General features: G+C 70.6%; 21 protein-coding genes. 8 read left to right on the top strand and 13 right to left on the bottom strand.

The window, feature by feature from the left end; translation table 11 throughout:
* Positions 1 to 39: 39 nt before the first annotated feature.
* The 3 genes from DFR41_RS07975 (at position 40) to DFR41_RS07965 (ending at position 2,499) form a co-directional block, all read left to right on the top strand.
* Positions 40 to 1,059, top strand: a complete 1,020-nt coding sequence (locus tag DFR41_RS07975; protein WP_114802355.1) for a Bug family tripartite tricarboxylate transporter substrate binding protein — start codon at positions 40 to 42, stop codon at positions 1,057 to 1,059.
* A gap of 28 nt (positions 1,060 to 1,087) precedes the next feature.
* Positions 1,088 to 1,513 (top strand): acyl-CoA thioesterase, encoded by a 426-nt coding sequence (locus DFR41_RS07970; RefSeq protein ID WP_114802354.1) that lies wholly within the window; start codon positions 1,088 to 1,090, stop codon positions 1,511 to 1,513.
* A gap of 185 nt (positions 1,514 to 1,698) precedes the next feature.
* Positions 1,699 to 2,499, top strand: a complete 801-nt coding sequence (locus DFR41_RS07965; protein WP_017759228.1) for an EAL domain-containing protein — start codon at positions 1,699 to 1,701, stop codon at positions 2,497 to 2,499.
* A gap of 21 nt (positions 2,500 to 2,520) precedes the next feature.
* On the opposite strand, the gene DFR41_RS07960 is transcribed toward DFR41_RS07965, so the two are convergent.
* A complete protein-coding gene (locus DFR41_RS07960; RefSeq protein ID WP_114802353.1) occupies positions 2,521 to 3,861 on the bottom strand; it encodes a glycerate kinase type-2 family protein in 1,341 nt (446 codons plus the stop codon).
* Positions 3,862 to 3,926: 65 nt separating this feature from the next.
* Here DFR41_RS07960 and DFR41_RS07955 point away from each other — a divergent pair, with 65 nt between their 5' ends.
* Together DFR41_RS07955 and DFR41_RS27325 are read left to right on the top strand one after the other, a co-directional pair.
* Complete coding sequence (locus DFR41_RS07955; RefSeq protein ID WP_114802352.1) at positions 3,927 to 5,315, top strand: 8-oxoguanine deaminase; 1,389 nt, start codon at positions 3,927 to 3,929, stop codon at positions 5,313 to 5,315.
* Positions 5,316 to 5,376: 61 nt separating this feature from the next.
* On the top strand, positions 5,377 to 6,180 hold the full coding sequence (locus DFR41_RS27325; RefSeq protein WP_147284325.1) for a hypothetical protein: 804 nt from the start codon (positions 5,377 to 5,379) through the stop codon (positions 6,178 to 6,180).
* A gap of 73 nt (positions 6,181 to 6,253) precedes the next feature.
* Here the strand turns inward: DFR41_RS27325 and DFR41_RS07950 are convergent, their stop codons facing one another.
* Positions 6,254 to 7,459: a urate hydroxylase PuuD gene (locus tag DFR41_RS07950; protein WP_114802351.1), complete on the bottom strand. Its 1,206-nt coding sequence runs from the start codon at positions 7,457 to 7,459 to the stop codon at positions 6,254 to 6,256.
* A gap of 304 nt (positions 7,460 to 7,763) precedes the next feature.
* Positions 7,764 to 8,198 carry a helix-turn-helix domain-containing protein gene (locus DFR41_RS07945; RefSeq protein ID WP_114802350.1) on the bottom strand — a complete coding sequence of 145 codons (435 nt, stop codon included), beginning with the start codon at positions 8,196 to 8,198 and terminating at the stop codon, positions 7,764 to 7,766.
* A gap of 131 nt (positions 8,199 to 8,329) precedes the next feature.
* Between DFR41_RS07945 and DFR41_RS07940 the strand changes: the two genes are divergently transcribed.
* Positions 8,330 to 9,178 (top strand): class I SAM-dependent methyltransferase, encoded by an 849-nt coding sequence (locus tag DFR41_RS07940; RefSeq protein ID WP_114802349.1) that lies wholly within the window; start codon positions 8,330 to 8,332, stop codon positions 9,176 to 9,178.
* On the opposite strand, the gene DFR41_RS07935 is transcribed toward DFR41_RS07940, so the two are convergent.
* The 6 genes from DFR41_RS07935 to DFR41_RS07910 form a co-directional block, all read right to left on the bottom strand.
* Complete coding sequence (locus DFR41_RS07935) at positions 9,179 to 15,073, bottom strand: hybrid sensor histidine kinase/response regulator (RefSeq protein ID WP_114802348.1); 5,895 nt, start codon at positions 15,071 to 15,073, stop codon at positions 9,179 to 9,181. It lies immediately after the preceding gene.
* A gap of 271 nt (positions 15,074 to 15,344) precedes the next feature.
* Positions 15,345 to 17,606, bottom strand: a complete 2,262-nt coding sequence (locus DFR41_RS07930) for a methyl-accepting chemotaxis protein (protein ID WP_425326689.1) — start codon at positions 17,604 to 17,606, stop codon at positions 15,345 to 15,347.
* A gap of 37 nt (positions 17,607 to 17,643) precedes the next feature.
* Entirely contained in the window at positions 17,644 to 18,177 is a 534-nt protein-coding gene (locus DFR41_RS07925) for a chemotaxis protein CheW (RefSeq protein ID WP_114802347.1), read from the bottom strand.
* A 97-nt stretch (positions 18,178 to 18,274) separates the two neighbouring features.
* Positions 18,275 to 18,640 (bottom strand): response regulator, encoded by a 366-nt coding sequence (locus tag DFR41_RS07920; RefSeq protein WP_114802346.1) that lies wholly within the window; start codon positions 18,638 to 18,640, stop codon positions 18,275 to 18,277.
* 43 nt (positions 18,641 to 18,683) lie between these two features.
* Positions 18,684 to 19,094: a response regulator gene (locus DFR41_RS07915; RefSeq protein ID WP_017757129.1), complete on the bottom strand. Its 411-nt coding sequence runs from the start codon at positions 19,092 to 19,094 to the stop codon at positions 18,684 to 18,686.
* 73 nt (positions 19,095 to 19,167) lie between these two features.
* A complete protein-coding gene (locus DFR41_RS07910; protein ID WP_043113757.1) occupies positions 19,168 to 19,338 on the bottom strand; it encodes a rubredoxin in 171 nt (56 codons plus the stop codon).
* 110 nt (positions 19,339 to 19,448) lie between these two features.
* Here DFR41_RS07910 and thiD point away from each other — a divergent pair, with 110 nt between their 5' ends.
* Both thiD and hemL read left to right on the top strand, forming a co-directional pair.
* Positions 19,449 to 20,432 (top strand): bifunctional hydroxymethylpyrimidine kinase/phosphomethylpyrimidine kinase, encoded by a 984-nt coding sequence (thiD, locus tag DFR41_RS07905; RefSeq protein ID WP_114802535.1) that lies wholly within the window; start codon positions 19,449 to 19,451, stop codon positions 20,430 to 20,432.
* Positions 20,433 to 20,436: 4 nt separating this feature from the next.
* Positions 20,437 to 21,723, top strand: coding sequence for a glutamate-1-semialdehyde 2,1-aminomutase (gene hemL / locus DFR41_RS07900; RefSeq protein ID WP_114802345.1), 1,287 nt, complete (start codon positions 20,437 to 20,439; stop codon positions 21,721 to 21,723).
* A 24-nt stretch (positions 21,724 to 21,747) separates the two neighbouring features.
* Here hemL and DFR41_RS07895 read toward each other — a convergent pair whose 3' ends face one another.
* The 4 genes from DFR41_RS07895 to dusB form a co-directional block, all read right to left on the bottom strand.
* On the bottom strand, positions 21,748 to 22,191 hold the full coding sequence (locus DFR41_RS07895) for a c-type cytochrome (RefSeq protein WP_114802344.1): 444 nt from the start codon (positions 22,189 to 22,191) through the stop codon (positions 21,748 to 21,750).
* Entirely contained in the window at positions 22,191 to 23,798 is a 1,608-nt protein-coding gene (gene purH / locus DFR41_RS07890; protein WP_114802343.1) for a bifunctional phosphoribosylaminoimidazolecarboxamide formyltransferase/IMP cyclohydrolase, read from the bottom strand. Before purH ends, DFR41_RS07895 begins: the two co-directional genes overlap by 1 nt.
* Before the next feature lie 40 nt (positions 23,799 to 23,838).
* The gene (locus tag DFR41_RS07885; protein ID WP_017757135.1) at positions 23,839 to 24,075 is read right to left on the bottom strand and encodes a helix-turn-helix domain-containing protein; all 237 of its coding nucleotides are present in this window, start codon (positions 24,073 to 24,075) and stop codon (positions 23,839 to 23,841) included.
* A gap of 70 nt (positions 24,076 to 24,145) precedes the next feature.
* On the bottom strand, positions 24,146 to 25,207 hold the full coding sequence (dusB, locus tag DFR41_RS07880; RefSeq protein ID WP_114802342.1) for a tRNA dihydrouridine synthase DusB: 1,062 nt from the start codon (positions 25,205 to 25,207) through the stop codon (positions 24,146 to 24,148).
* Between the last annotated feature and the right edge of the window lie 194 nt (positions 25,208 to 25,401).

Genomic DNA, 25,401 nt, shown 5'->3' with positions numbered 1-25,401 from the left:
CCACCGAGATCCCCAAGAAGCCAAAAAAGGAGACAAGCGATGACCCCTCAACCCCACACCACGATCCGCAACCCGCGCCGCCGCCTGGCGCTGAACCTGGCCGGCGCCGCCTGCATGGTCGCGGCACTCGCCGCCCCGCTGGCTGCGCAGGCCCAAGCCCAGGCCTGGCCGACCAAGCCGATCCGGGTCGTCGTCAATTTCCCGCCCGGCGGCGCGGCCGATCAGTTGGCGCGGCTTGTGGGCCAGCCGCTGTCGGAAGCCCTGGGCCAGCCGGTGGTGGTGGAGAACCGCGGCGGCGCCAACGGCAACATCGGCGGCGAGGTGGTGGCCCGCGCGCCGGCCGACGGCTACACGCTGCTGATGAGCTCCGGCGGCATGGTGTCCGTGAATCCGCACCTGTACGAGAAGATGCCCTTCGACCCGGCCAAGGACCTCGTGCCGGTGGCGGCCGCCGCGCGGGTGCTGGTGTACCTGGTCATCCGGCCCGAGCTGCCGCCCAAGAACATCCAGGAGTTCATCGCCTACCTCAAGGCGCGGCCGGGCAAGCTCTCGTACGGCTCGCCGGGCGTCGGCAGTTCGCCGCACCTGGCCGGCGAGATGTTCAAGTCGCAGACCGGCACCTTCGCCACCCATGTGCCCTACCGCGGCGCGGCCCCGGCGCTGCAGGACCTGCTGGCGGGCCAGATCGACTACTACTTCGACCCCGGCATCGCGCTGCAGCAGGTCAAGGCCGGCAAGCTGCGGCTGCTGGCGGTGGGCAGCCCGCAGCGCTCGCCGCTCTTTCCCGACGTGCCCACGCTGGCCGAGGCGGGGCTGAAGGGCTTCGATGCCGACACCGTGTTCGGCTTCTATGCGCCGGCCGGCACGCCCGCGCCCGTGATCGCGCGTCTCAACACCGAGATCAACAAGGTGCTGGCGCTGCCGATGGTCAAGGAACGGATCCAGCAACTGGGCGGCGAGGCCGCACCCGGCACACCGGCGGCCTTCCACGACCGGGCAATGGCCGACTCGACGCGCTTCGGCACCATCATCAAGGAGCGGGGAATCAAGGCCGATTGAAGCCACGCGCTGCCGTTAACCTGCCGCGATGTCCAAGACCATCATCTACACCGCCCGCGTCGAATTCGGCGACTGCGACCCTGCCGGCATCGTCTGGTTTCCCAACTTCTTCGGCTGGATCGATGCCGCGTCGCGCCATTTCTTCGCCAGCTGCGGCGTGCCGCGCTGGGAGGAGACGACACGCACGCTGGGTGTGATCGGCACGCCCCTGGTGGACACCAGGGCGCGCTTCGTCAGCACCGCGAGCTATGGCGACACCTTGCAATTCGCCGTCCATATCCGCGAATGGCGCGAGAAGAGCTTCGTGCAGACCTACCGAGTGACGCGGGACGACCCCGAGGGCGAGACGCTGATCCTCGAATGCGAGGAGGTGCGCATCTTCGGTGGCAAACGGCCGGATGGCCGGATGCGGGCGCTGCCGATTCCGCCGGAAATCCGCGCCTTGTGCGAGTAAGCGGGCCGCCCCCCGCAAGCGGACCTCACCTGTGCGGCACGGCCGCCTACACATGGACGAGACGCCCCAGGCGAACATCCAGCCATTCGTGACGTCGGCCCAGCGCAGCGCCGCCATGCAGACGTTCCGCCTGCCTGGGGCGCCCGGGCCCAGGTCGCGCCCTCTCTTCGACCGAGCGTCCGTTCATGATTCATACCATCGCCTTGCAACCGGCTCCTGGAAGCTCGCCTTCCGGCGCCAACGCGCGCTGCAAGGGCTGCCGCGAAGGCGAGGTGCCCCTCTTTCCCTTCAGCTTCGCGTACCAGCCGATCCTGGACGTGCCGGCGCGCGCCATCTGGGCGCATGAGGCGCTGGTCCGCGGCCCGGAAGGAGAAGGGGCGATGACGGTGCTCGACCAAGTCAATGCCGACAACCGCTACCGCTTCGACCAAGCGTGCCGCGTCAATGCGATCCGCATCGCCGCGGGCCTGGGCATGGACACGCGGCTGTCGATCAACTTCCTGCCCCAGGCCGTCTACCGGCCGGAGATCTGCATCCGCACCACGCTCGAAGCGGCCGACAAGTACGGCTTTCCGCGCGAGCGCATCGTGTTCGAGGTGACTGAAGGCGAGCGGGTCAGCGACGGGCCCTGGCTGGCCTCCATCCTGACGGAATACCAGCGCTGCGGCTTCCTCACCGCCATCGACGACTTCGGCGCCGGCTATGCAGGCCTCACGCTGCTGGCGGACTTCCAACCGGACGTCGTCAAGCTGGACATGGCCCTGATACGCGGCGTGGACAGCAGCCGGCCGCGCCAGGCCATCGCCCGCGGCATCCTGCGCATGTGCGAAGAACTGGCGATCACCGTGATCGCCGAAGGCATCGAGACTGCCGGGGAACGCGACTTCTTCCTGCACGAAGGCGTGGGGCTGATGCAGGGCTACCTGTTCGCCAGGCCCCGCTTCGAAGGGCTTGCCCCGGCCGCAGAGATCTTCGGCCAGGCCTGAGCCGGGCCGCGCTGCACCCGATCAGCCCGGTAGTACCAGCAGCGCGCGGAAGTCGTTGACGTTGGTGTGCGTGGGCCCGGTCACCAGCAGGTCGCCCAGCGCGTCGAAGAAGCCATAGGCATCGTTGCGGTCAAAGTGGTCCGACAGCTTCAGGCCGCGCTGCGCCGCGCGCGCCAGCGTGTCGGGCGCGACGAAGGCGCCGGCGTTGTCCTCCACGCCGTCGATGCCATCGGTGTCGGCGGCCAGGGCCCATACGCCGGGCTGCCCCATCAAGGCACCGGCCAGTCCCATGCAGAACTCGCCGGCGCGCCCGCCGCGTCCCTTGGCACTCCCGGGCGGGCGCTGGCGCAGGGTCACCGTGGTCTCGCCACCTGACAGGATCACGCAGGGCCGCGCGAAGGGCGTTCCGTGCTGGGCCACCGCGCGGGCGAGTGCAGCGTGCACCTTGCCCACCTCCCGCGACTCGCCCTCGATCTCGTCGCTGAGCACATGGGCTTCGATGCCGGCGGCGCGCGCCGCCTCGGCCGCAGCCTCCAACGACTGACGGGGCGTCGCGATCAGGTGCACCGCGTGGCCTGTGAACACGGCGTCGCCCGGCTTGGGCGTTTCCAGGCAGCCCCCCTGCAGCCCCTCCATGATCCGGGCGGGCACGTCGATGCCATAGCGCTTCACGATGCCGATGGCTTCTGCGCAAGTGCTGCCATCGGGCACCGTGGGGCCGCTGGCGATCACCGCCGGGTCGTCGCCCGGGACATCGCTGATGGTGAGCGTCACCACCCGCGCAGGCGCACAGGCGGCGGCCAGCCGGCCGCCCTTGATGCGCGACAAATGCTTGCGCACGCAGTTCATCTCGCCGATGTGGGCGCCCGATTCGAGCAACTGCCGATTGATGCGCTGCTTGTCCTCCAGCGTCATGCCTTCTGCCGGCAGCGTAAGCAGCGCCGAGCCGCCACCGGAGATCAGGCACAGCACCAGATCGTCCGCCGTGAGCCCATGCGTCAGGGCGAGCATGCGCTCGGCCGCACGCAGGCCGGCGGCGTCGGGCACGGGATGGGCCGCCTCGACCAGCTCGATGCGCGCCGGCACGCCCTCGGGACGCGGCGGAATGTGACCGTAGCGCGTGACCACCAGACCGGACAGCGGCGCGTCCTGCGGCCACAGGGCTTCGAGCGCCTGCACCATGGATCCGCCCGCCTTGCCGGCGCCGAGCACCAGCGTACGGCCGCGCGGCGGCGGGGGAAGGTACTCGGCCATGCGTGCCAGGGGCAGGGCCTGGCGCACGGCCACCCGGTAGAGGTGCTCCAGGAAGGCCTGCGGCTGCTGGCGCGGATCGGGCACGGAGGCTGCGTCGGATGCGATCATGTTCGTTGTCTCCATGGACGCCGTGACCATGCACGGGTCCTTGATTTGGCGAGAGGACTGTACCGATGAAAACTTTGCTGATCCGCAACGCCACCTGCGTCGCGACCTTCGACGACACGCGGGCCGAACTCCGCGATGCCTCGGTGCTGGTGCGCGGCCACCGAATCGAGGCCATCGGCCCTGCCGCCGAACTGCCGCAGCAGGCCGACGAGGTGATCGATGCGCGCGGCCACCTGGTGATGCCGGGCCTGGTCAACACCCACCACCATATGTACCAGTCGCTGACGCGCGCCATACCGGCGACGCAGGACGCGGAACTCTTCGGCTGGCTGCGCGGGCTCTATCCCATCTGGGCCGGGCTCACGCCCGAGATGGTGCAGGTCTCCACGCAGGTCGCCATGGCCGAGCTGCTGATGTCCGGCTGCACCACCAGCAGCGACCATCTCTACATCTACCCCAACGGCGTGCGGCTGGAGGACAGCATCGAGGCCGCGCAGGCCATCGGCATGCGCTTCGTCGCGTCGCGCGGGGCCATGAGCCTGGGCCAGTCCAAGGGCGGCCTGCCGCCCGACCGCGTGGTCGAGGACGAGGAGGCCATCCTGCGCGACACCGAGCGCCTGATCACCACCTGGCACGACCGCAGCCACGGCGCCATGGTCAACGTGGCGGTGGCGCCCTGCTCGCCCTTCTCGGTCAGCCGCGAGCTGATGCGCGATGCCGCGGCCCTGGCCCGCCAGCATGGCGTGCGCCTGCACACCCACCTGGCCGAGAACGACCACGACATCGCCTTTACCCGCGAGAAGTTCAACTGCACGCCGGCCGAATACGCGCAGGAACTGGGCTGGCTGGGCGACGACGTCTGGCATGCCCACTGCGTCAAGCTGGACGAAGCCGGCATCGGCCTGTTCGCGCGCAGCCGCACCGGCGTGGCCCACTGCCCTTGCAGCAACATGCGCCTGGCCTCGGGCCTGGCGCCCATCCGCCGCATGCTCGACGCCGGCGTACCGGTGGGCCTGGGCGTGGATGGCAGCGCCAGCAACGATGGCGCGCACATGGTGGGCGAGGCCCGGCAGGCGCTGCTGCTGGCGCGGGTGCGGCGATCGCTCGACGCCTTCGGCTGCGACCATGGCCCGGCCGAGATGACCGCCCGCGACGCCCTGGCCATGGCCACCCGCGGCGGCGCCCAGGTGCTGGGTCGCAGCGACATCGGTCACCTCGCGCCCGGCATGTGCGCCGACTTGGCCCTGTTCGACCTGCGCACCCTGGGCTTCGCCGGCGGCGCCGTGCACGACCCCGTCGCCAGCCTGCTGCTGTGCGCCAGCCCGCAGGCGGCGTACACGGTGGTCAATGGACGGGTGGTGGTGCATGAAGGGTGCCTGACCACCCTCGAGTTGGAACCCCTTGTCGAGCGTCACAACCAGCTTGCGTTTGCGCTGGCTCGCACAACGCCTTAGTGCTGGGTCATGAGTCATAGCTCTCAGGTCGGTAGAAGTTGCTAATCTGGAGGCTTTTCATATGCGCCTCCACCACCATGCAGTAAAAAAGTTGAACAATAGAAATTCAACAAAATCAGGGAGAACGGATATGTTTAGAAAGAGCGTTGCTGCAGGGTTGACGTGTGCCGCGATTGTTCTGGTCGGGTGTGCGAGCCCCGTGCCACGGATTGATGTCGCACAAGAAAAGTTGGCAAAGATCAAGACAATTTCCGTCGTCCGCGTCCCGGAACCGAAGACGTACACCGTCCTCAATATCGGCCATCCCGGGGTGGCATTTGGCCTGATTGGCGGGTTGATCGCCGCCGCCGATCAAAACAGCAAACAGGAGACACTGTCAAAGGCCTACCGGGAGCAAGGCATTGCCATCAACAACGTCCTGGTGGCCGAGTTGGTAAAACAACTTAATGCCCAGGGCTTTATTGCACAAGAACAAGACGCCCCCTGGAAAGAAGTGGACAACAGTCACAGCTTAAAGTTTGAAGACATTCAAAGCACCGCTGACGCGGTTCTCGTGGTGTCGCCGACTATTGAGGGATTTGTTTCTCCACAGGGCAGTACGTCGTACCTACCAACCATCACCGCACCTGCCACCCTGCTCGGCGATGACAAGAAGAATCCGATGTACCGCGGCTTTCACGCAGTCGGCTGGCGGCCACCTGCAGAGGGGTGGCGGTCGACAGAAGCCAAGAACACGTATCCAAATTTCGGCGCTTTGATGGCAGACCCGAAGGCCAGCGCGCAATCACTTGAGGATGCCGCCAGGGATCTAGCCCAATCCGTCTCACGCGACCTCAAACGCGCATCAAGTAGTGCGCAGAACTGAAGCGACAACCAGCGGATGCCCCGTTGAAGAGCGCCCCCTGCGCCCTTCATGAGCATCTGCTGTGCGCCCGACTTCATCGCGTCTTCGCCCCGCCCTGGAACCAGCGGCCGATCAGTCCCCGCTCGGCGTCGGTGATGTTGGTGGCATTGTTCATCGGCATGATCTTCGTCACCACCACCTGCTGGTAGACCGCCTGCGCATGCGCGGCCACCTGCTCGGGCGAATCGAGGCGCACATTCTTCATCTGCACGGCGGCGCCGTGGCACATGTAGCAGCGCTGCTCCAGCACTTTCTGCACCTCGGCATAGGGGACAGGCGCCGCTTGGGCGGCGGCCGGCGTCGGAGCCACGGGCGCCGGCTTCATCCACACGATGGTCAGGCCCAGCACGGCAATGCCGAGCATGGCGTAGGGCAGCGGGTTCCTGGCGTTGCCGAGCTTCCAGCGGTGGCGCACCACGAAGAACTGACGGATGGCGGCGCCGCCGAGCATGATCAGCAGCAGCACGATCCAGTTCTGCGGATGCGAGTAGGTGAAGCTGTAGTGGTTGGACAGCATCGCGAACAGCACCGGCAGCGTGAAGTAGGTGTTGTGCACGCTGCGCTGCTTGCCGCGCTGACCATGGATCGGGTCCACTGGCTTGCCCTCGCGAAGGGCGGCCACGCTTTTGCGCTGGCCCGGGATGATCCAGAAGAACACGTTGGCGCTCATGGTCGTGGCCATCATGGCGCCCACCAGCAGGAAGGCCGCCCGGCCGGCAAACCACTGGCAGGCCAGCCAGGCCGCGAAGGCGATGAACACGGCGATGAGCACGCCGACGATGGTGTCGCCGTTCTTGCGCCGGCCGAAGATCTGGCAGATGCCGTCGTACACCATCCAGAACACGACGAAGAAGGCCAGGGCCACGGCGATGGCGGCGCCGGGCTGCCAGTCCATCTTGCTCTTGTCGATGAGGTAGGTGCTGGCGTTCCACAGGTACGAGACCGTGAAGAGCGCGAAGCCGCTCAGCCAGGTGGAGTAGCTTTCCCAGAAGGACCAGTGCAGGTGCTCCGGGATCTTGCGCGGCGCCACCGCGTACTTCTGCATGTTGTAGAAGCCGCCGCCGTGCACGGCCCATTGCTCCCCGCCCACGCCCTTGTCCAGCGATTCGGCGTCCTTGGGCTTCTCGAGGCTGTTGTCCAGCATCACGAAGTAGAAGGAGGCACCGATCCAGGCGATCGCGGTGATGACGTGGAGCCAGCGCAGCAGCAGGTTGGCCCAGTCGAGGTAGTAGCTTTCCATCGCTCAACCCTGAGGTGATGAGAGTTCTGTCCTGCTCACCACCGCGGGCGCTGTAAGCAGAAGGTGCCGCGAACGCTTGGCATCGGGGGGCCCGATGCGCCTCATCGCTCCGCTGCGGCGGTTTTGTTGTGGACGCGAGTGTATACAGTCTGCCGGAGCCGCCGCAGGTCCGCGCCGGCCGGCAAGGGTTATCACTGACATGCGACCTTGGGCAGCAATAAGCATGCCTCGGCGAGGCCCACGCGTGGGGCCAGGCCCCGGTTTCAGGTCCAGGTCAGGTGCGCCGCCGTGCGAGCCCCTTCGTTCATAGAGGCGCGGCTGGTGCAGCCCGTCGCCTCGGGCCAAGCCGGCCCGACCCCGCCGCCGTCAGCAGACGCTGGAAGGTGGCGCATTCCAGATGGCTTTGCGCGGGACATTCCGCCGCATGCCGAAGCCCGTCCCGCAAAGCACGCAAGTGCCGGATGCGCGCCTCCAGCAGATCGGCCTGGGCGGTCAGACGGCCACGGTCGATCCGAGGCTGGCCCTCCCCGCCGAGCATGGTGCGGATCTCCTCGAGCGAAAAGCCGGCCACCCGCCCCAGGGCGATGAGCGACAGCCGCTGGAGCACACCGGCGTCGTACACGCGCCGCAGACCGCGCCGACCCAGCGGCACGATGAGGCCCTTCTCCTCATAGAAGCGCAGCGTCGACGCGGGCAGGCCGGCGCGGCGGCCGACTTCCGCAATGTCCATCTCGACCATGGGCTTGACCTCAAGTGCAGTTGAAGCGGCACATTGTCAATCCCGGCTCGCCGGAGACCGCGCCGGCGCCCCGGGGGGCCCTGGCGGGGCGCCATCCGTCATTTCGATTCATTGCACGAGGACTGCACACCATGACACCTTCACCCCTTCCCGCTGCCGACGAGCAGGCAGCCCTTTGGAATGGCCCCGGGGGCCAGGCCTGGGTCGATGTCCAACCGATGCTCGATGAGCTGTTCGCGCCGGTGGCCGAATTGATGATCGAGACCGCCGCCATCGCGTCGGGCGACCACGTGCTTGACGTCGGATGCGGTACGGGCGCGACCAGCTTGCTGGCCGCAGACGCGGCGGGGCCCATGGGCAGCTGCCTCGGCATCGACATCTCCGGGCCCATGGTGGACCGTGCCCGCCAACGCGCGGCAGCGGCAGCAAGCACGGCCCGCTTCGCCTGCGCCGACGCCCAGACCCACGCATTCGGTCCCGGCGCACGGACGCGCCTGCTGTCCCGCTTCGGGCTGATGTTCTTTGCCGACCCCGCGGCTGCCTTCCGCAACCTGCATCGCGCCGCCGCCGCGGGCGGCACGCTGACGGCGATCGTCTGGCGCTCGGCGACGGAGAACCCATTCATGACCGCCGCCGAGCGCGCCGCCTCCGCAGCGCTGCCCGGGTTGCCGCTGCGGCGGCCCGACGGCCCGGGTCAGTTCGCGTTTGCAGATGCCGGGCGGGTCGGCCGCCTCATGCACGAGGGCGGGTGGACGGACGTCGCGCTGGAGCCCGTCGACCTGCCTCTGCAGATGCCGTTGACCGCCCTGCCGGTCTATGTGGAGCGCCTGGGTCCGCTGGGGCGGATCCTGCCGAGCGTGGCGGGCGAGACCCGGCCCGCGCTGCTGGCGGCCGTGCAGTCCGCTTTCACCCCCTTCATCCGGCAAGAGAGGGTCTGCTTCGACGCGGCCTGTTGGCTGCTGCGCGGGCGCAAGGCCTGATCAGAGCGCGGCGGCCTCCGCCGCCGGCTCCGTCGGCGCGACCGACGTGACCGGCGCGGCATAGCGACGCACCAGAGCCAGCAGCTCGTCTTCGCCGTAGGGCTTGCCGAGGTAGTGGTCCACGCCCAGCGACTGCGCATGCTCACGGTGCTTGGTCGCGATGCGCGAGGTGATCATCACCACCGGCAGGTCGGCCAGGCGCGTATCGGCGCGGATGTTGCGCACGAGGTCGAAGCCGTCCATGCGCGGCATCTCGATGTCCGACAGCACCAGCGCAGGACGCTCGCCCTGCAGCAGCTCCAGGGCCTGCAGGCCATCGGCGGCCAGGGCCACCCGCCAGCCTTCGCGCTGCAGCAGGCGCTGCGTCACGCGGCGCACGGTGATGGAGTCGTCCACCACCATCACGAGCGGCACCTGGGCCGCCGTGCGGCCCGGCTGGCCGGCGGCATCGGGCGCGGGCAGGTCCGCCGCAAGGCGCTGGCGCCGCCGCGCCTGCCCGCCGTGCAGCGTGCCGAGCACCACCGGGTTGTGGATCATCACCACGGCGCCGGAGGCGAGCACGGTGATGCCCACGAGGCCCGGCACGCGCGCGAGCTGCGGCCCCAGGTTCTTGACCACGACTTCCTGGCTGCCCAGCACCTCGTCCACATGCAGCAGCACGCGCTGGGCGGCGCTGCGCACCACCACCACGGTGTTGGCGCGGCCGGGCGGCTGCTCGCTGGCGTCGGAGGCCTGCAGCAGCGCGCCCGCCCAGTAGAAGGGCAGCCGCTCCCCGCCGTAGCCGCTGTGCGCCTCGGCATAGGCCTGTGCCAGCTCGGCGGCACCGGCGCGCTGCACCAGCTCGACCAGGCTGGCGGGCACGCCGAAGGTCAGCCCGCCCGCCCGCAGCATCACCACCTGCGTGACGGCGGTGGTCAGCGGCAGCACCAGGCGGAACTCGGTGCCCTGCCCCGCCGTGCTGCGGGTCTCGATGCGGCCGCCCAGGGCCGTCACCTCGGCGCGCACCACGTCCATGCCGATGCCGCGCCCGGCCAATTCCGAGACCTCCGTCGCGGTGGTGAAGCCGGGTCGGAAGACCAGCTCGGCCAGCGCCCGCTCGTCCAGCGCAGCGCCAGGCTCGATCAGCCCCTGCGCCTCGGCGCGGTCGCGGATGCGCTCGGCCCGCAGGCCACCGCCGTCGTCGGCGAAGCGGATGGCGATGTCGTTGCCGTCCTGGCGCATCTCCACGCGCAGTTGCCCGGTGGCCGGCTTGCCGGCGCGCTCGCGCTCCTCGGGCGGCTCGATGCCATGGACCACCGCATTGCGCAGCAGGTGCTCGAAGGCCGGCGCGATGCGGTCGAGCACGCCGCGGTCCATCTCCACCTCGCCGCCGAGCAGGTCGAGGTGCACCGGCTTGCCCGTCTCCTTGGACGCCTGGCGCACCACGCGGTACAGCCGCTCGGCGAGGTTGTCGAAGGCCACCATGCGCGTGCGCAGCAGCGAGCGCTGCAGCTCTCGCGTCTGGCGAGCCTGGGTCTGCAGGCCGTCCTCGGCCACCTGCACGGTGCGCTGCAGCGTGCGGTGCACGGCGGCCACGTCGTCCACCGACTCGGCCATCATGCGGGTGAGTTCCTGCACGCGGGTGAAGCGGTCGAATTCCAGCGGGTCGAAGCCCTGCGCGTCGCGCGACTGCATCTGGCGCGACTGCATCTGGCTCTCGGCCTGCACCTCCAGGTCGCGCAGCTGCTGGCGCAGGCGCTGCAGGTTGCCGGTGAGTTCACCCAGGGCCCCGCGCAACTGCTCGACCGAGGCCTCGACGCGACCGCGGGTGATCGTCACCTCGCCGGCCTCGGCCATCAGCCGGTCGAGCAGCTGGGCGCGGATGCGCACCACGGCCCCGGCTGCCGGGGCCGCCGCCAGCACCGCTGGGGGCTGGGCTGCCGCCAGCGCGGCTTCCAGCCCGGCGGGACGCGGCACCTCGGCCGCCTCGTCACCGGTCGCCACCGCGTCGGCCGATGCCATCGGCGCGGAAGCATCGCTGGTCTCGATGCGCAGCGCAGGCGCGCTGTGCTCGGCCGCGACGGAATCGGCCGCCAGCTGCTGGCGCCGCGCCTCATCGGCCGAATCGGCGGCGCGAAGCTGGTCGAATTCGGCCTGCAGCACGTCCAGCCGGCCCAGGGCCTGCTCCAGCGCCTCGCGCACCGCATCGCCCAGGCCCAGCGGCTCCAGCGCCGATTCCATCTGGTGGGCGCGCTGGCCCAGGCGCATCGCCCCCGCCAGCCGGGCGCTGCCCTTGAGCGTGTGCAGGGCCCGCAGCACCTGTGCGCGGGCGTCGCCGTCGTGCGGCTGCGCGGCCCAGGCGCGCAGCGCCCGGCTGAGGGCAGGCAGCAGTTCGGCCGCCTCCTCTTCGAAGATGGGAAAGAGCTCGTGGTCCACCGCGTCCTGCACGGCGCCGAGTTCGTCCTCGGGCTCCAGCACGACATCGGGCCCGGGCACCGAAGCCGGTCCCAGCGTGGATGTCGGAGGGGCGGCGGGTAGTTCGAGCAGCGCACGCAGCCGCTCGGGCAGGCCGGCGCCCGGGGCCTTGACGAAGCCGGCCGCGAACTGGTGCAGCAGCCGGCGGATGTCTTCTGCAGCCTCGACGAGCACGGCCGCCTGGGCTGCGCCCGCGCGGTGTTCGCCCTGGAGGTGCTGCAGCGCGCTCTCCACCAGCCGCGCGAGTTCGGACAGCAGCGCGAAGCCGACCGTGGCCGAACTGCCAGCCAGGGAATGCGCAGCGGCAACCGCCTCGTCGGGCAGGCGCGTGCCCGGCGTCCGGGCCCAGCCCGCCAGCAGTTCGGCCAGCTGGCGCGACCACTCGTCGGCCTCGCTCAGGTAGACGTTGTAGAGCGTGAGCGGAATGCGCAGTCCGCCGACCAGCCGCACGTCGTCGCCCGCGACGGGCGCCGGGGCTTCCTGCGGCGGTAGCGTGGGCGGCGCCGCGTCGTCCTGCACCGGAGCGGGCGTCGCGACTTCGGCCACCGGCGGTTCGACATCCGCGGCATCGGGCGGCGCCATCGACAGCTCGAAATCCACGCCGTAGTCCGAGGACAGCGGCACCGAGTCCTCGGCCGGCTCGGCCTGCGTGGTGCGCTCGAAGTCGGCGAGCGCGGCATCGGCCTCGGACTCGTCCTCCTCGCGGCGCATCGGGGCCGGCAGGGTGGGCGGCTCGTCGAAGGCGAACTCGGCCTCCATGCGGGTGTGGCCGAAGCTGGCAGGCGCCGGGATCGGCGGGCGCGGCGGCGGATCCGGCAGCAGGAAGTCGAGGTCGGCCGGCTGGGTCGGGCCGCCCAGGTCCAGCTCGGGCAGCAGGTCGGGATCTTCCACGGGCGCCGGCAGCGGCTCCAGCGGGGCCGGCAACGTGGTGGCCTCGAAGTCGGGCTCGAAGACCGGCAAGGGAGGCAGTGCCTCGGCCGCCGGGGGTGGCTCGGCCGGTGCAGGCGGCGCCCATACCGGCGCGGGCGCGGGCGTCGTCGCACGGACCGGCGGCACCGGGTCTGCGGACTCGGGCGCCGCAGCCAGCGCGCGCATCGGCGCCAGCCAGGACTCGCTGGCCGGCGGCGTGCGGCCCTCGGCGATGGCGTCGATCCATGCGGCAAAGCCGGGCAGCGCGCCTTCGGTCGCCGACATCAGCGCCGGGTCGGCACGGCGCTGCTCGGCCAGCCAGGTGTTGAGCACCTGCTCGCAGGCCCAGGCGGCGTCACCGAATTCGGCCAGCCCCACCATGCGGGCACTGCCCTTGAGTGTGTGGAAGGCCCGGCGTAGCACCGTGAGTTCGTCGCCGCTGCCCGGCGGCTCGGCCAGCGAGCGCAAGGCGGCGCGGGCGGACTGGAGCACCTCGCGGGCCTCGTCCAGGAAGATGGCGCGCAGGTCGTCCTCGTCCAGCTCGGCCACGTCCATGCCCGGGGGCGATGCAGCCTCGGCGGGTGCCACGGATGGCGGCGACGCGGCCGGCCAGGTCTCGGCGGCGCGGCTGAATTCCTCGAGGGCCGGCGCCACGGGCGTGCCCACCTCGGCCAGGCGCTGGGCGATCTGCGCGTCCACGGCGCGGGCGCTGTCGATCACCTCGGCCGGCAGCTCGTCGCGCGGCGGCACCACGGGCGCCGGCGCGCCCTGGCGGCCCATGAGGGGATCGAGCCGGCCGGCGGCCTCGTCGAAGACGAAGAGCCGCCGCGCCAGCGCCGGCTGGTAGGCCAGCATGTCGATCAGGAAACCGAGCGCGCCCAGGTTGTGACCCAGGCGCTCGACGCCCGGCGCACCGGGCGCGATGGCGCCCTGGCCGGCGCCGTCGGCCAGCAGTTGCTCCACGTCCTCGCGCATGCGCTGCACGGCGCGCGCGGCCTGGTCCAGGCCCAGCACCGACAGGACGCCGCGCATCTGCGTGAGCTGGGCCGGCACAGCGCGCAGCACGCTGCCGTCGCCCGGCCGGCGGAAGAACTGGTCGAGCGATTTCTCCAGTTCGCCCAGATGGGCGCGCAGTTCGTCGACCACGGTGCCCAGGCTCTGGCGGTCGCTCACGCGGTGATAGAGCGCCTCCATCCAGGGCGCCAGCGGCTCGGACGGCGCGCCGCGCCGCGCGCGCTCGATGCGGCCGGCCAGCTGAACGATGCGCTCGGCCAGCTCGCGGTCCTGCGGATCGAGGTCGTCGAAGGCGGCCTCCATGTGCAGCAGCGCGGTGGCCACTTCGAGCGCCAGCTCGGTCAACGGCGGCACGCCGCGGTGGATGACCTCGCCCAGCACCTGGTCGAAGGCCTGCACCAGCGGCGCGGCGGCCGGGTACAGCGCCATCAGCGATTCGCCCAGCTGCGCGAAGCTGTCGGCAGCGGGGCGCAGGCGGTTGAGGTCGCCCTCGGAGATGGCGGACCAGCATTCCTTGGCGGCCTCGGCGCGACGGCGGGCCTGCGCCAGCACCGCCGGATCGAAGCGGCCGAAGCGGCGCTGCTCGTAATCCACCGGATCGCCGCGGCCCAGGCCCCAGGCGCGGCGCACCGTCGTCAGCAGCGGCAGGGGGGCCGGCGGGGGCACCGGCACGCGCGCCTGGGCGCAGAAGAAGAGCAGGTCCTGCCCCAGCCGGTCGGCCACGGGCGCCGTGCCTCGGGCCAGGGCGGCGTACTGCAGCATCACCCGCGAGGCGGTGCGGCGCACGTACGCATCGGCCACCAGCACGCTGGCGCCGAGGGCCTCGAAGAAGGCACCGGACAGCAGCCAGAAGCCGGCGGGCGGCGTGCCGGGCGGCTGCCCGGCCATCAGGCGCAGGCACAGCGCGGCCAGGCGACGGGCCGACTCGGCATTGCCGCTCTTGACCACCTGGAGCAGGTCGCGGTCGAGCCCGGCGCGCACCTGTGCATCGAGCACCAGCGGCGGCACGCCCTCGGGCCGGGGAAGCGCCGGCCAGGACCACGGCTCGGGCCACAGGTCGGCGGGGTGGATGCGGTCGGCACCCGCCAGCTCCAGCATGTCGCGGTAATGCGGGAACAGCCCCAGCACCGGCGCCGGACGGCCGGCCATGAGGCGGGCCAGGAAGTCGGCCAGTGCGAAGCCGGCCCGCTCGATGGCGGCCGTCGAGGCATCGGTCTGCAGCGCCGGCTCGCGCTGCAGCCGCTGCACGGCCCATTCCATGCCCGATGCCAGCCGCCCCGCCCCGCCCTGCCCCACCAGCTGCAGCGCGCCCGCCGCCTGATGCAGGTGATGGACCGCCGCCTGCAGATCGGCCTCGTCGCCCGCCTGCCCCGGCGCACGCCCCAGCTGATGCCGGTGCATCGCCTTGGCCGCGTTCTCCAGCGACTTGCGCACCTCGCCATGCACCCAGGCCAGGGGGCCGAGGTCGGTGGTGGCGCCGTCCATCGCCGATGTGCCGCTCGCGTGAGGTGCGTTCATGCGTTCACTCCGGCAAGCCAAACCTGGCGCGCGGCGCCAGCGCCGGCAACCGCCACTGGCTTCCCGTTCGAATGGCCGCGGAGCAGGCCAAGCGGGAACATCTGCGGAACCGGCTTTGCCGGGCCGCTGGAGAGGTCTTGCAGACCGCGCTGCGCCAGTGGCGCAGCCCCTCGCCAGTCGGGCCTGGTCCACTGGACCAGGCCCGTACGGGCTCGGCCCCCTCGAGGGGGGTGGCGAAGCGCGCAGCGCGAAGCCTGGGGGCGATCCATAGTCACGCGATCTTGAAGCGCGCGACCGATTGCCGAAGCTCCTCGGCCATCTGCGAAAGCTCGCGCACCTGCCGCGCCGTGGCGCGGGTGCCTTCGCCGGTCTGCTCGGTCACGGCGAAGATGTGCTGGATGCTCGCGGCCACCACGTTGGCCGACTCGGCCTCGCGCGAGGCCGACTGCGAGATCTCCTCGATCAGCTCGGCCAGACGGCGCGACACGCGGTCGATCTCGGACAGCGCCGTGCCGGCGTTGTCGGACAGCCGCGCCCCTTCGACCACGCCCTGCGTGGAGCGCTCCATGGCGCCCACGGCGTCCTGCGTGTCGGTCTGGATCGCCTTGACCAGCGCGGCGATCTGGCGCGTGGCGTCGCCCGAGCGTTCGGCCAGCCGCTGCACCTCCTCGGCCACCACCGAGAAGCCGCGCCCCGCTTCGCCCGCCGAGGCGGCCTGGATGGCCGCGTTGAGCGCCAGCACGTTGGTCTGCTCGGTGATGTCCGAGATCAGCTCGGTGATCTCGCCGATCTCCTGCGAGGACTCGCCCAGCCGCTTGATGCGCTTGGCCGTGTCCTGGATCTGGTCGCGGATGGCGTTCATGCCGCCGATGGTGTTCTGCACCGCCGACAGGCCCGATTCCGCCGCCTGCAGCGACTGGCGCGCCACCGCGGCCGACTCCTGCGCCTGCGCCGACACGCCGTTGATGCGCGCGGCCATGCTCAGCACCGACTGGCCGGTCTCGCGGATCTCGCGCAACTGCTCGGTCGAGGCGGCCAGCAGCTCGGTCGAGGTCTGGTCGACCTGGCCCGTGGTGTGGGCCACGCGGGTGGCCGTGTTCTGCACGTTGCCCACCAGCAGCCGCAGCTCCTCGACGGTGTAGTTCACCGAGTCGGCGATGGCGCCGGTGATGTCCTCGGTCACGGTGGCCTGCTGCGTGAGGTCGCCCTCGGCTACGGTCTGCAGCTCGTTCATCAGCCGCAGGATGGCGCTCTGGTTGGCGCTGTTGACGCGGTTGGACTCGCGAGCCTGTTCCTCGGCCTGCTCGCGCTCGCGATCGGCGGCGGCGGCACGCTGGCGGCCCTCGCGCACCTGCAGCCAGCCGATGGCGGCGGCCAGGCCGAGCGCGGCCAGCGACAGCATGACCAGCAGCGCCAGCTCCTCGAAGCCCAGGCCGGTGCGCGACTGCAGGCGCGTCTGCAGCTCGCCCAGGGCGCGGCGCAGGGGCTCGCTGTCGGCCAGTACGGCCGCCTGCGCCTCGCGCGCGGCCACCACGCCCTGCAGGTTCTCCAGCACGGCGCGGGCCTGGGCCTGGTTCTGCTGATGGCTGGCCAGGAGGGCGTTGAGCGACTCGCGCGCCGCGGGGTCGCGCAACGGCGACAGGCCCAGCGAGGCGCTGCCATCCTGCAGGCCACGCACCAGCTCCTCGAAGCGGGTCATGTCCTTGCCAAGCAGGAACACCGCGTCGGGGCTCACGCCCTCGACGGTCAGGAATTCGCTGGCCGACTTGCCGATGCGCTGGGTGAGCATCGCCAACTGGCTCGCCGCCTGCGCCTCGGCCGGCGAGGCGCCGCGCAGGGCGGCGGTGGCCACGGTCTGTGCGGCGTCCAGCTGGTCGGCCGACTGGCGGGCGATGCCGCGCAGGCCCGCGCCCACCTCGATCAGCACCTTCTGCTGGCCCAGCACCACCTTGGCACCGGCTTCGGCCCGCGCCGCCAGCGGCTGGATGCGGGCCAGGATCTCGGCATCGGCGGCGCCCAACGGCGACAGGCCCAGTTCGTCGTCGCCACGCGCCAGGCCGGCCACGCGCCGCGTGAGGTCGTCCGTGCTGTCGCGCAGCTCGGCGAAAGCGGGCACCGTGCCGACGAGGGCCTGCGACACCGACTTGGCCAGCCGCTGCGACTGCATCAAGGCCTGGCCGGCCGAGGCCAGCTGCTGCGAGACACGGTCCGCGCGCACGGCCGTCCAGCCGGCGGCCGCCAGCAGCATCAGCACGAGCAGCGCCAGCAGGGCGATGAGCCAGCGCTGGCGCACGGCGGGCATGCGGCCGGCCACGGCCGGTGCAGCGACAGGGCGGAGCGCATCGGCCTTCGGCTCGCGGACCGGCGGCCGTGGCTCCAGTCCCGCGGGCCGCGTCTCGGTGCGGCGTGCGGCGGCAGCCGGCGCGGGCCCGGGCGAATCGGCGCCGATCACGGTGGTCGGCTGGTCCAGGTCCGCAGCGCCGGGGTCGCGGCCGGGCAGGTACTTCTTGAGCGTATCGACGATCGGGGTCACGGTCGGTCCTTCGGAACGGAGACGGCGGCGCGGATCGTCACGCCGCGATGTGCAGGAAGGCGGGATCGGCCGCCAGCGCCTGCAGGTCGAGCACCTGCCAGGCCCGGCCCGCGCTGTCGGCCAGGCAGGCGCCCAGCCAGGGCGGGCGCACCGCCTCGGCATGCAGCACGCCGGTGAAGGCGCTGCCGCTGCGCAGGCCGGCCAGCGCATCGACCCGCAGTGCGGCGTTGACGCCCAGTGCTTCGCCGAGCGCCACCAGGTGCGACCCCTCCTCGCTCGGCTGGCCCGCCTCGGCGGGCAGGGGCGAGTCGGCCAGCCAGTGGGCCAGCCGGATCACGCCGCACAGCCGTCCGCGCAGGTTGGCCACGCCGAGGAACCAGGGCTTGACGTAGGGAACGGGCTGCGGCGCCGCGGCCGGAAAGATCTCGCCGGCCTGCGGCAGCGGCAGCAGGCAGGCACGGCCACCGGCCTGGACCGCCAGCCACTGTGCCGCCAGCGGACGCGCCTGGGCGGCCTGCAGCCGCTCGGCCAGGCGGGCCTGGAAAGCGCGCAGGGATTCACGCTGCGACATGGGCCACCCGGACGCGGATGCGTACGCGCCACCGCTGCCCGCCCGGGGCGGCAGCACGGTCGGCAGCGGAGGGGCCGGCGGGACGCATGGGGCCGCCTCAGTCCAGCGCGCGGATCTTGGCGAGCAACTCGTCGGCCTGCACGGGTTTGACGATGTAGTCGCGCGCCCCCTGGCGCAGGCCCCACACGCGGTCGGTCTCCTGGCCCTTGCTGCTGCACATGATCACCGGCACCTGGGCGAAGCGCGGATCGCGCATCAGGCTGCGGGTGAACTGGAAACCGTTCTGCCCCGGCATGACGATGTCCATCAGGATCAGGTCGGGCAGGCCGACCTCTAGGTGCCGCATCGCGGCCTCGGCGTTCTCCGCGGTGCGCACGGCAAAGCCGTTGCGCTGCAGCAGGTCCGACAGGAATACCAGCTCGGTGCGGGAGTCGTCGACGACGAGCACGCTGCGGATGGTCATGGGCGGTGTTCTCTCGTGCCTGCGCGCAGGGCGGCGCAGGCCATCATGTCGCGGATGGCGCCGGGGCGGTGCCGTCGCCGCCGAACTGCCGCACGGCCTGCAGCAGCTGGTCCTTGGTGAAGGGTTTGGTCAGGTAGTCCTGCGAGCCCACCATGCGCCCGCGGGCCTTGTCGAAGACGCCGTCGCGCGAGGACAGCATGACCACCGGCACATGGCTGAACTGGGCATTGCGCTTGATGATGGCGCAGGTCTGGTAGCCATCCAGCCGGGGCATCAGGATGTCGCAGAAAATCAGCTGCGGCTGGTGGTCGTTCACCTTCGAGAGCGCGTCGTAGCCGTCCTCCGCCAGCAGCACCTCGTGGCCACCCTGCTTGAGGAAGATCTCGGCACTGCGCCGGATCGTGTTGCTGTCGTCGATCACCAGCACCTTGAAACCCGATCCGTTCGCACTCATCGCCATCCTCTTGTCTTGGCCGCCGGCCACACTGCGCGGCCGCGGCAACCGAGCGGTGCCTTGGCCGCGAGGCTCAGATCTCGACCATTTCGAAATCTTCCTTGCGCGCGCCGCACTCCGGGCAGGTCCAGTTCATCGGAACATCGGCCCAGGCCGTGCCCGGGGCAATACCATCGTCGGGCCAACCTGCCGCTTCGTCGTAGATCCACCCGCAAATCAGGCACATCCAGGTTTTCGTATTCATCGCAGCTTACGGGCCTCGTTCAAATAATGCAACAATTGTATCTAGACGTCACCCCTTTTGACGTTGTCAAAAGGAGCCGTGACATGCTTCCGCGCAGCGCCCGCCCATTCATGCAGAGACCCGGCACCCGAGCCATCGCGGCAGCGCAACCGGGCGATGTTAACGAAGGTGACGCGGGCGGGGATGACCCAGCGCAGTCCGAGCTCCTTCCCGCCGAAGAGCTGCGCCAGCCCTGCGTGCTGGTGTTCAACGCCGGCGATGCCAGCGGCGCCACCGGCCTGAGCGCAGACGCGCTGTCGGTGGCCTCGGTGGGCGCCCACATGCTCGGTGTGACCACCGGCATCTACGTGCGCGACACCGCCGAGGTCTTCGACCATGTGGCGCTGGACGAGGAGCACGTGGCCGAGCAGGCCCGCGCCATCCTCGAGGACGTGCCGGTGCAAGCCATCAAGGTGGGTTTTGCCGGCAGCCCCGACAACCTGAGCCTGGTGGCAGAGATCGCCTCGGACTATCCCGAAGTACCCGTGGTGGCCTACATGCCCAACCTGTCGTGGTGGGAGGACGAGCCGATCGACAGCTACCTGGACGCCTTCCGCGACCTCGTTCTGCCGCAGACGGCCGTGCTGGTGGGCAACCAGGGCACGCTGCGGCGCTGGCTGCTGCCCGACTGGGACGGCGACCGCCCCCCCACGCCCCGCGACATTGCCCGCGCAGCCGGCGAGCTGGGCGTGTCGTACACGCTGGTGACCGGCATCCTGCGGCCCGACGGCTGGATGGAGAACGTCCTGGCGTCGCCCCAATCCACGGTGCTGAGCGAGAAGTACGAGCGGCTCGACGCCGTCTTCGCCGGTGCCGGCGAGACGCTGTCGGCTGCGCTGGCCGCCCTGCTGGCCACAGGCGCCGACCTCAGTTCGGCCACCTCGGAGGCCCTGGCCTACATGGACCGCGGCCTGGATGCGGGCTTCCGCCCCGGCATGGGCCAGGTGCTGCCCGACCGCCTGTTCTGGGCGCAGCCGGACGACGAGGACGACGAAGGCGCCATAGAGCTCGACAACGCCGACTTCGCGCTGCCGCCTCATGACACGCGACATTGAACACATGACCACCGACACCAACCTCCAGCTCTTCGACCGTGCCCGCGCCGTGATTCCCGGCGGGGTCAATTCGCCCGTGCGCGCCTTCCGTGCCGTCGGCGGCACGCCCCGCTTCATCGCCCGCGCCCAGGGCCCCTACATGTGGGACGCTGCCGGCCAGCGCTACATCGACTACATCGGCTCCTGGGGCCCCATGATCCTGGGCCATGGCCATCCGGCCGTGGTCGAGGCCGTGCAGCGCGCGGTGGCCGAGGGCTTTTCCTTCGGCGCGCCGACCGAGCGCGAGATCGAGCTGGCCGAGGCCATCCTGGCGCTGATGCCGTCGATGGAGATGGTGCGGCTGGTGAGCTCCGGCACCGAGGCCGCCATGAGTGCCCTGCGCCTGGCGCGCGGCGCCACCGGCCGGCGCCACATCGTCAAGTTCGAGGGCTGCTACCACGGCCATGCCGACGCGCTGCTGGTCAAGGCCGGCTCGGGCCTGGCCACTTTCGGCAACCCCACCTCCGCCGGCGTGCCGGCCGAGGTGGTGCAGCACACGCTGGTGCTCGAATACAACAACATCGCCCAGCTCGAAGAGGCCTTCGCGCTGCACGGCCACGACATCGCCTGCGTGATGATCGAGGCCATCGCCGGCAACATGAACTTCGTGCGGGCCACGCCCGAGTTCGCCCGCCGCTGCCGCGAGCTGTGCACCCAGCATGGCGCGCTGCTGGTGTTCGACGAGGTGATGACGGGCTTTCGCGTCGGCCTGCACGGCGCGCAGGGCGTGCTAGGCATCACGCCCGACCTCACGGTGCTGGGCAAGGTGATCGGCGGCGGCATGCCGCTGGCGGCCTTTGGCGGGCCGCGCGCCATCATGGAACAGCTGGCGCCGCTGGGCCCGGTCTACCAAGCCGGCACGCTGTCGGGCAATCCGGTGGCCACCGCCTGCGGCCTGGCCACGCTCAAGGAGGTTGCCCGCCCCGGCTTCTACGAGACGCTGTCGGCCAAGACCCGCGCCCTGGCCGAAGGCCTGCGCCATGCGGCAGCCGATGCCGGCGTGCACTTCAGTGCCGACTGCGAAGGCGGCATGTTCGGCTTCTTCCTGCTGCCCGAGCTGCCCCAGAACTACGGCAAGGTGATGACCAGCGACGGCGCGAAGTTCAACGCCCTGTTCCACGGCCTGCTCGACCGCGGCGTGTACATCGCACCGGCGCTGTACGAGGCCGGATTCGTGAGCGCCGCCCATGCGGCCGAGGACATCTCCGCCACCATCGAGGCGGCGCGTGAGGTGTTCAAGACGCTGGGCTGAGCGCCGGCAGCCGGCAACGCCGCGTCAGCGACTGGCCGGCCGCTGCGCCAGCACCCACTGCGCCATCAGGCGCGCATCCGCTTCGCCAATCTGCGGATGGCGCGGCATGATCACCCGCCCCCAGTCGCCGACGCTGCCTTCGCGGATCTTGCGCGCGAGCAGCGTCACGGCCTCGGGGTTGTCGGCATGGCGGGCCGCGATGGCCTGCCAGCCCGGGCCCACCGCCTTTCGCTCAGCCAGGTGGCAGCGCATGCAGTCGCTGGCCTGGACCAGCGTGTAGCCAGCCGCCATCGAGCCCGTGGCCGCCGTGGGCGGCTTGAACACGTAGCCGCGCAGGATGAACCAGCCGGTGGCCAGCATGCCGACCGCGGACATCGCGACGAACAACGCCAGCAGCAACAGCAGCCAGCGCGGGCGCCGGGGCGGCGCCTCGTCTTCCGTCGAACCCGGGCGGCCCGTCGTCCCCATCAGTGGCGGAAGTGGCGCACGCCGCTGAACACCATGGCCACGCCACGCTCGTCGGCGGCGTCGATCACTTCCTTGTCGCGCATCGAGCCACCCGGCTGGATCACGCAGGTGGCGCCGTGGTCGATCACCACGTCCAGGCCGTCGCGGAAGGGGAAGAAGGCATCGCTGGCGACCGCCGAGCCGGCCAGCGACAGGCCGGCATGCTCGGCCTTGATGCTGGCGATGCGCGCGGAGTCGAGGCGGCTCATCTGGCCGGCGCCGACGCCCAGCGTCATGCCGCCCTGGCAGAAGACGATGGCATTGCTCTTGACGAACTTGGCCACCTTCCAGGCGAAGAGCAGGTCCTGCAGTTCGGCCTCGGTGGGCTGCTTCTTCGTCACGACCTTGAGGTCGGCGAGTTGCAGCTCATGGTTGTCGGCGGTCTGGATCAGCAGGCCCGAGCCCACGCGCTTGACGTCCTGCGCATTGAGGCCACGCGCCCAGGCGCTGGCGCCGTCGCGCTTCACACCGTCCAGCGAGATCTGCAGCACGCGCACATTGGGCTTGGTCTTGAGCAGCTCCAGTGCATCGGCGCTGAAGGCGGGCGCCATCAGCACTTCGACGAACTGCTTGCCGACGGCCTGCGCGGTGCCGGCGTCCACCGGCGTGTTGAAGGCGATGATGCCGCCGAAGGCCGAGGTGGGGTCGGTCTTGAAGGCCTTGCCATAGGCCTCGCCCGCGTCCGCGCCGATGGCCACGCCACAGGGGTTGGCATGCTTAACGATCACGCAGGCCGGCACGTCGAAGCTCTTGACGCACTCCCAGGCGGCATCGGCATCGGCGATGTTGTTGTAGCTGAGTTCCTTGCCCTGCAGTTGCTTCGCGGTGACCAGCGAGCCGGGCGCCGGATACAGGTCGCGGTAGAAGGCGGCCGACTGGTGCGGGTTCTCGCCGTAGCGCAGGTCCTGCACCTTGACGAAGCGGCCGTTGCTCTGCGCCGGGAAGGCGCTGCGCTGCGGCACCGGCTGGCCGGCGCTGGCCTCGAAGTCGACGGACGACAGCCAGTCGCTGATGGCGGCGTCGTAGTTGCTGATGCGGTTGAAGGCGGCGACGGAAAAGCCGAACTTGGTCTTGTCGCTGATGCGGCCGTGGGCCTTGAGTTCTTCCAGCGCCACGCCGTACTGGCTCGCGTCGGTCAGCACGGCGACGTCCTTCCAGTTCTTGGCGGCGCTGCGCACCATGGCCGGGCCGCCGATGTCGATGTTCTCGATGGCGTCTTCCAGCGTGCAACCGGCCTTGGCCACGGTGGCCTCGAAGGGGTAGAGGTTGACGACCAGCAGGTCGATGGTGGCGATGCCGTGTTCGGCCAGCGCGGCCATGTGGGCCGGAAGGTCGCGGCGGGCCAGCAGGCCGCCGTGGATCTTCGGATGCAGCGTCTTCACGCGGCCGTCGAGCATTTCCGGAAAACCGGTGTGGTCGGCCACCTCGGTCACGGGCAGGCCGGCCTCGGCCAGCAGCTTGGCGGTGCCGCCGGTGGACAGCAGTTGGACGCCCAGCGCGTGCAGCCCCTGGGCGAGGTCGAGGACGCCGGTCTTGTCGGAAACGGAAATGAGTGCGGTCAGTGCCATGGGGATGCCAGTCGGGTCTGGGGCTTCGTTGGAATTCGGGTCACTTGGCGAGCTTGTGCTCGAGCAGCTTCTTGCGCAGGGTGTTGCGGTTCAGGCCCAGCCACTGGGCGGCGCGCGACTGGTTGCCCTCGGCGCGTTCCATCACCACCTCCAGCAGCGGCTTCTCGACGGCACGCACCAGCATGTCGTGCAGGCCGTCGGGCTCGGTGCCGCGCAGGTCGCGGAAGTAGTCTTCGAGGCTGGATTTCACGCACTCCTCGATCGTGTGTTTGCTCATGTCGTCGTTCGTTCGATGTTTCTTGTGACGGCGCCCGATCCCCCGCGCGCCGCGCAACCACCGCCTGTGTTCAGCAGGTGAGGCAGCCGCTGTCTTCTTCGTCTTCTTCCTGCAGGGCACCCGGCCCGGCCGCGGCTTCGGGCATGCGGTCCATCCGCTCGCCCAGGGCCTCGAAATAGTCGGCCACGGCCTGCCACTGCGTGGCGGAGTCCTCCAGCCGGTTCATGCGCTGGCGGAAGTCCTCGCCGTCCGGCAGGGCGCGCACGTACCAGCCGATGTGCTTGCGCGCGGTGCGCACGCCGGTCACCTCGCCGTAGAGCGCGTAGTGCTCGTGCAGGTGCGCGAGCAGCAGCCGGCGCACCTCGGCGACCAGCGGTGGCGCCATGGTCTCGCCGGTGGCCAGGAAGTGGCCCACCTCGCGAAAGATCCACGGCCGGCCCTGGGCCGCGCGGCCGATCATCAAGGCGTCGGCGCCGGTGGCGGCCAACACGTCGCGCGCCTTCTGCGGCGAGTCGATGTCGCCGTTGGCGACCACCGGGATGCCCACCGATGCCTTGACGGCCGCGATGGTGTCGTACTCGGCGAAGCCCTTGTAGCCTTGTTCGCGCGTGCGGCCGTGCACCGTCAGCATGCGGATGCCGGCGGCCTCGAAGCGGCGTGCCAGCGCCACGGCGTTGCGGTGCTCGGTGCTCCAGCCGGTGCGCATCTTGAGCGTCACGGGCACGCCATGCGGCGCGGCGGCGGCCACCACCGCCTCGGCGATGGCGAGGGCCAGCGGCTCGTCGCGCATCAGCGCCGAGCCCGCCCACTTGTTGCAGACCTTCTTGGCCGGGCAGCCCATGTTGATGTCGATGATCTGGGCGCCGCGGTCGATGTTGTACTGGGCCGCCTCGGCCATCATGGCCGCGTCGGTGCCGGCGATCTGCACGGCGATGGGCCCGGGCTCGCCGTCATGGTTGGCCCGGCGCGAGGTCTTGAGCGAGCTCCACAGATCCTTGCGCGAGGTGACCATCTCGCTCACCGCATAGCCCGCGCCGAGCGAGCGGCACAGCATGCGGAACGGCCGGTCCGTCACACCCGCCATGGGGGCGACGAACAGGCGGTTCTCCAGCGTGATGTGGCCGATCTGCATGAGGTGGGGAGGAAAAGCGCGCAGCGCCGCGGGCGCTGCTGAAAAATGAGGCACGGATTCTAGCCACCCGCGATTTCAGCGGCTGAAACGCTGTCGCCGTCGCAGGACACCTCAAGGCGGCGTCGCGCGCGGCACGCGAGCGGGCATGCGCACGGCCTGCGCGCCGACGTGGGCCCCGGGGGTCATTCCTATAC

Source organism: Pseudacidovorax intermedius (genome assembly GCF_003350475.1).
Taxonomy (GTDB): Bacteria; Pseudomonadota; Gammaproteobacteria; order Burkholderiales; family Burkholderiaceae_C; genus Xenophilus; species Xenophilus intermedius.
This window is presented reverse-complemented; position numbering and strand designations above follow the sequence as displayed.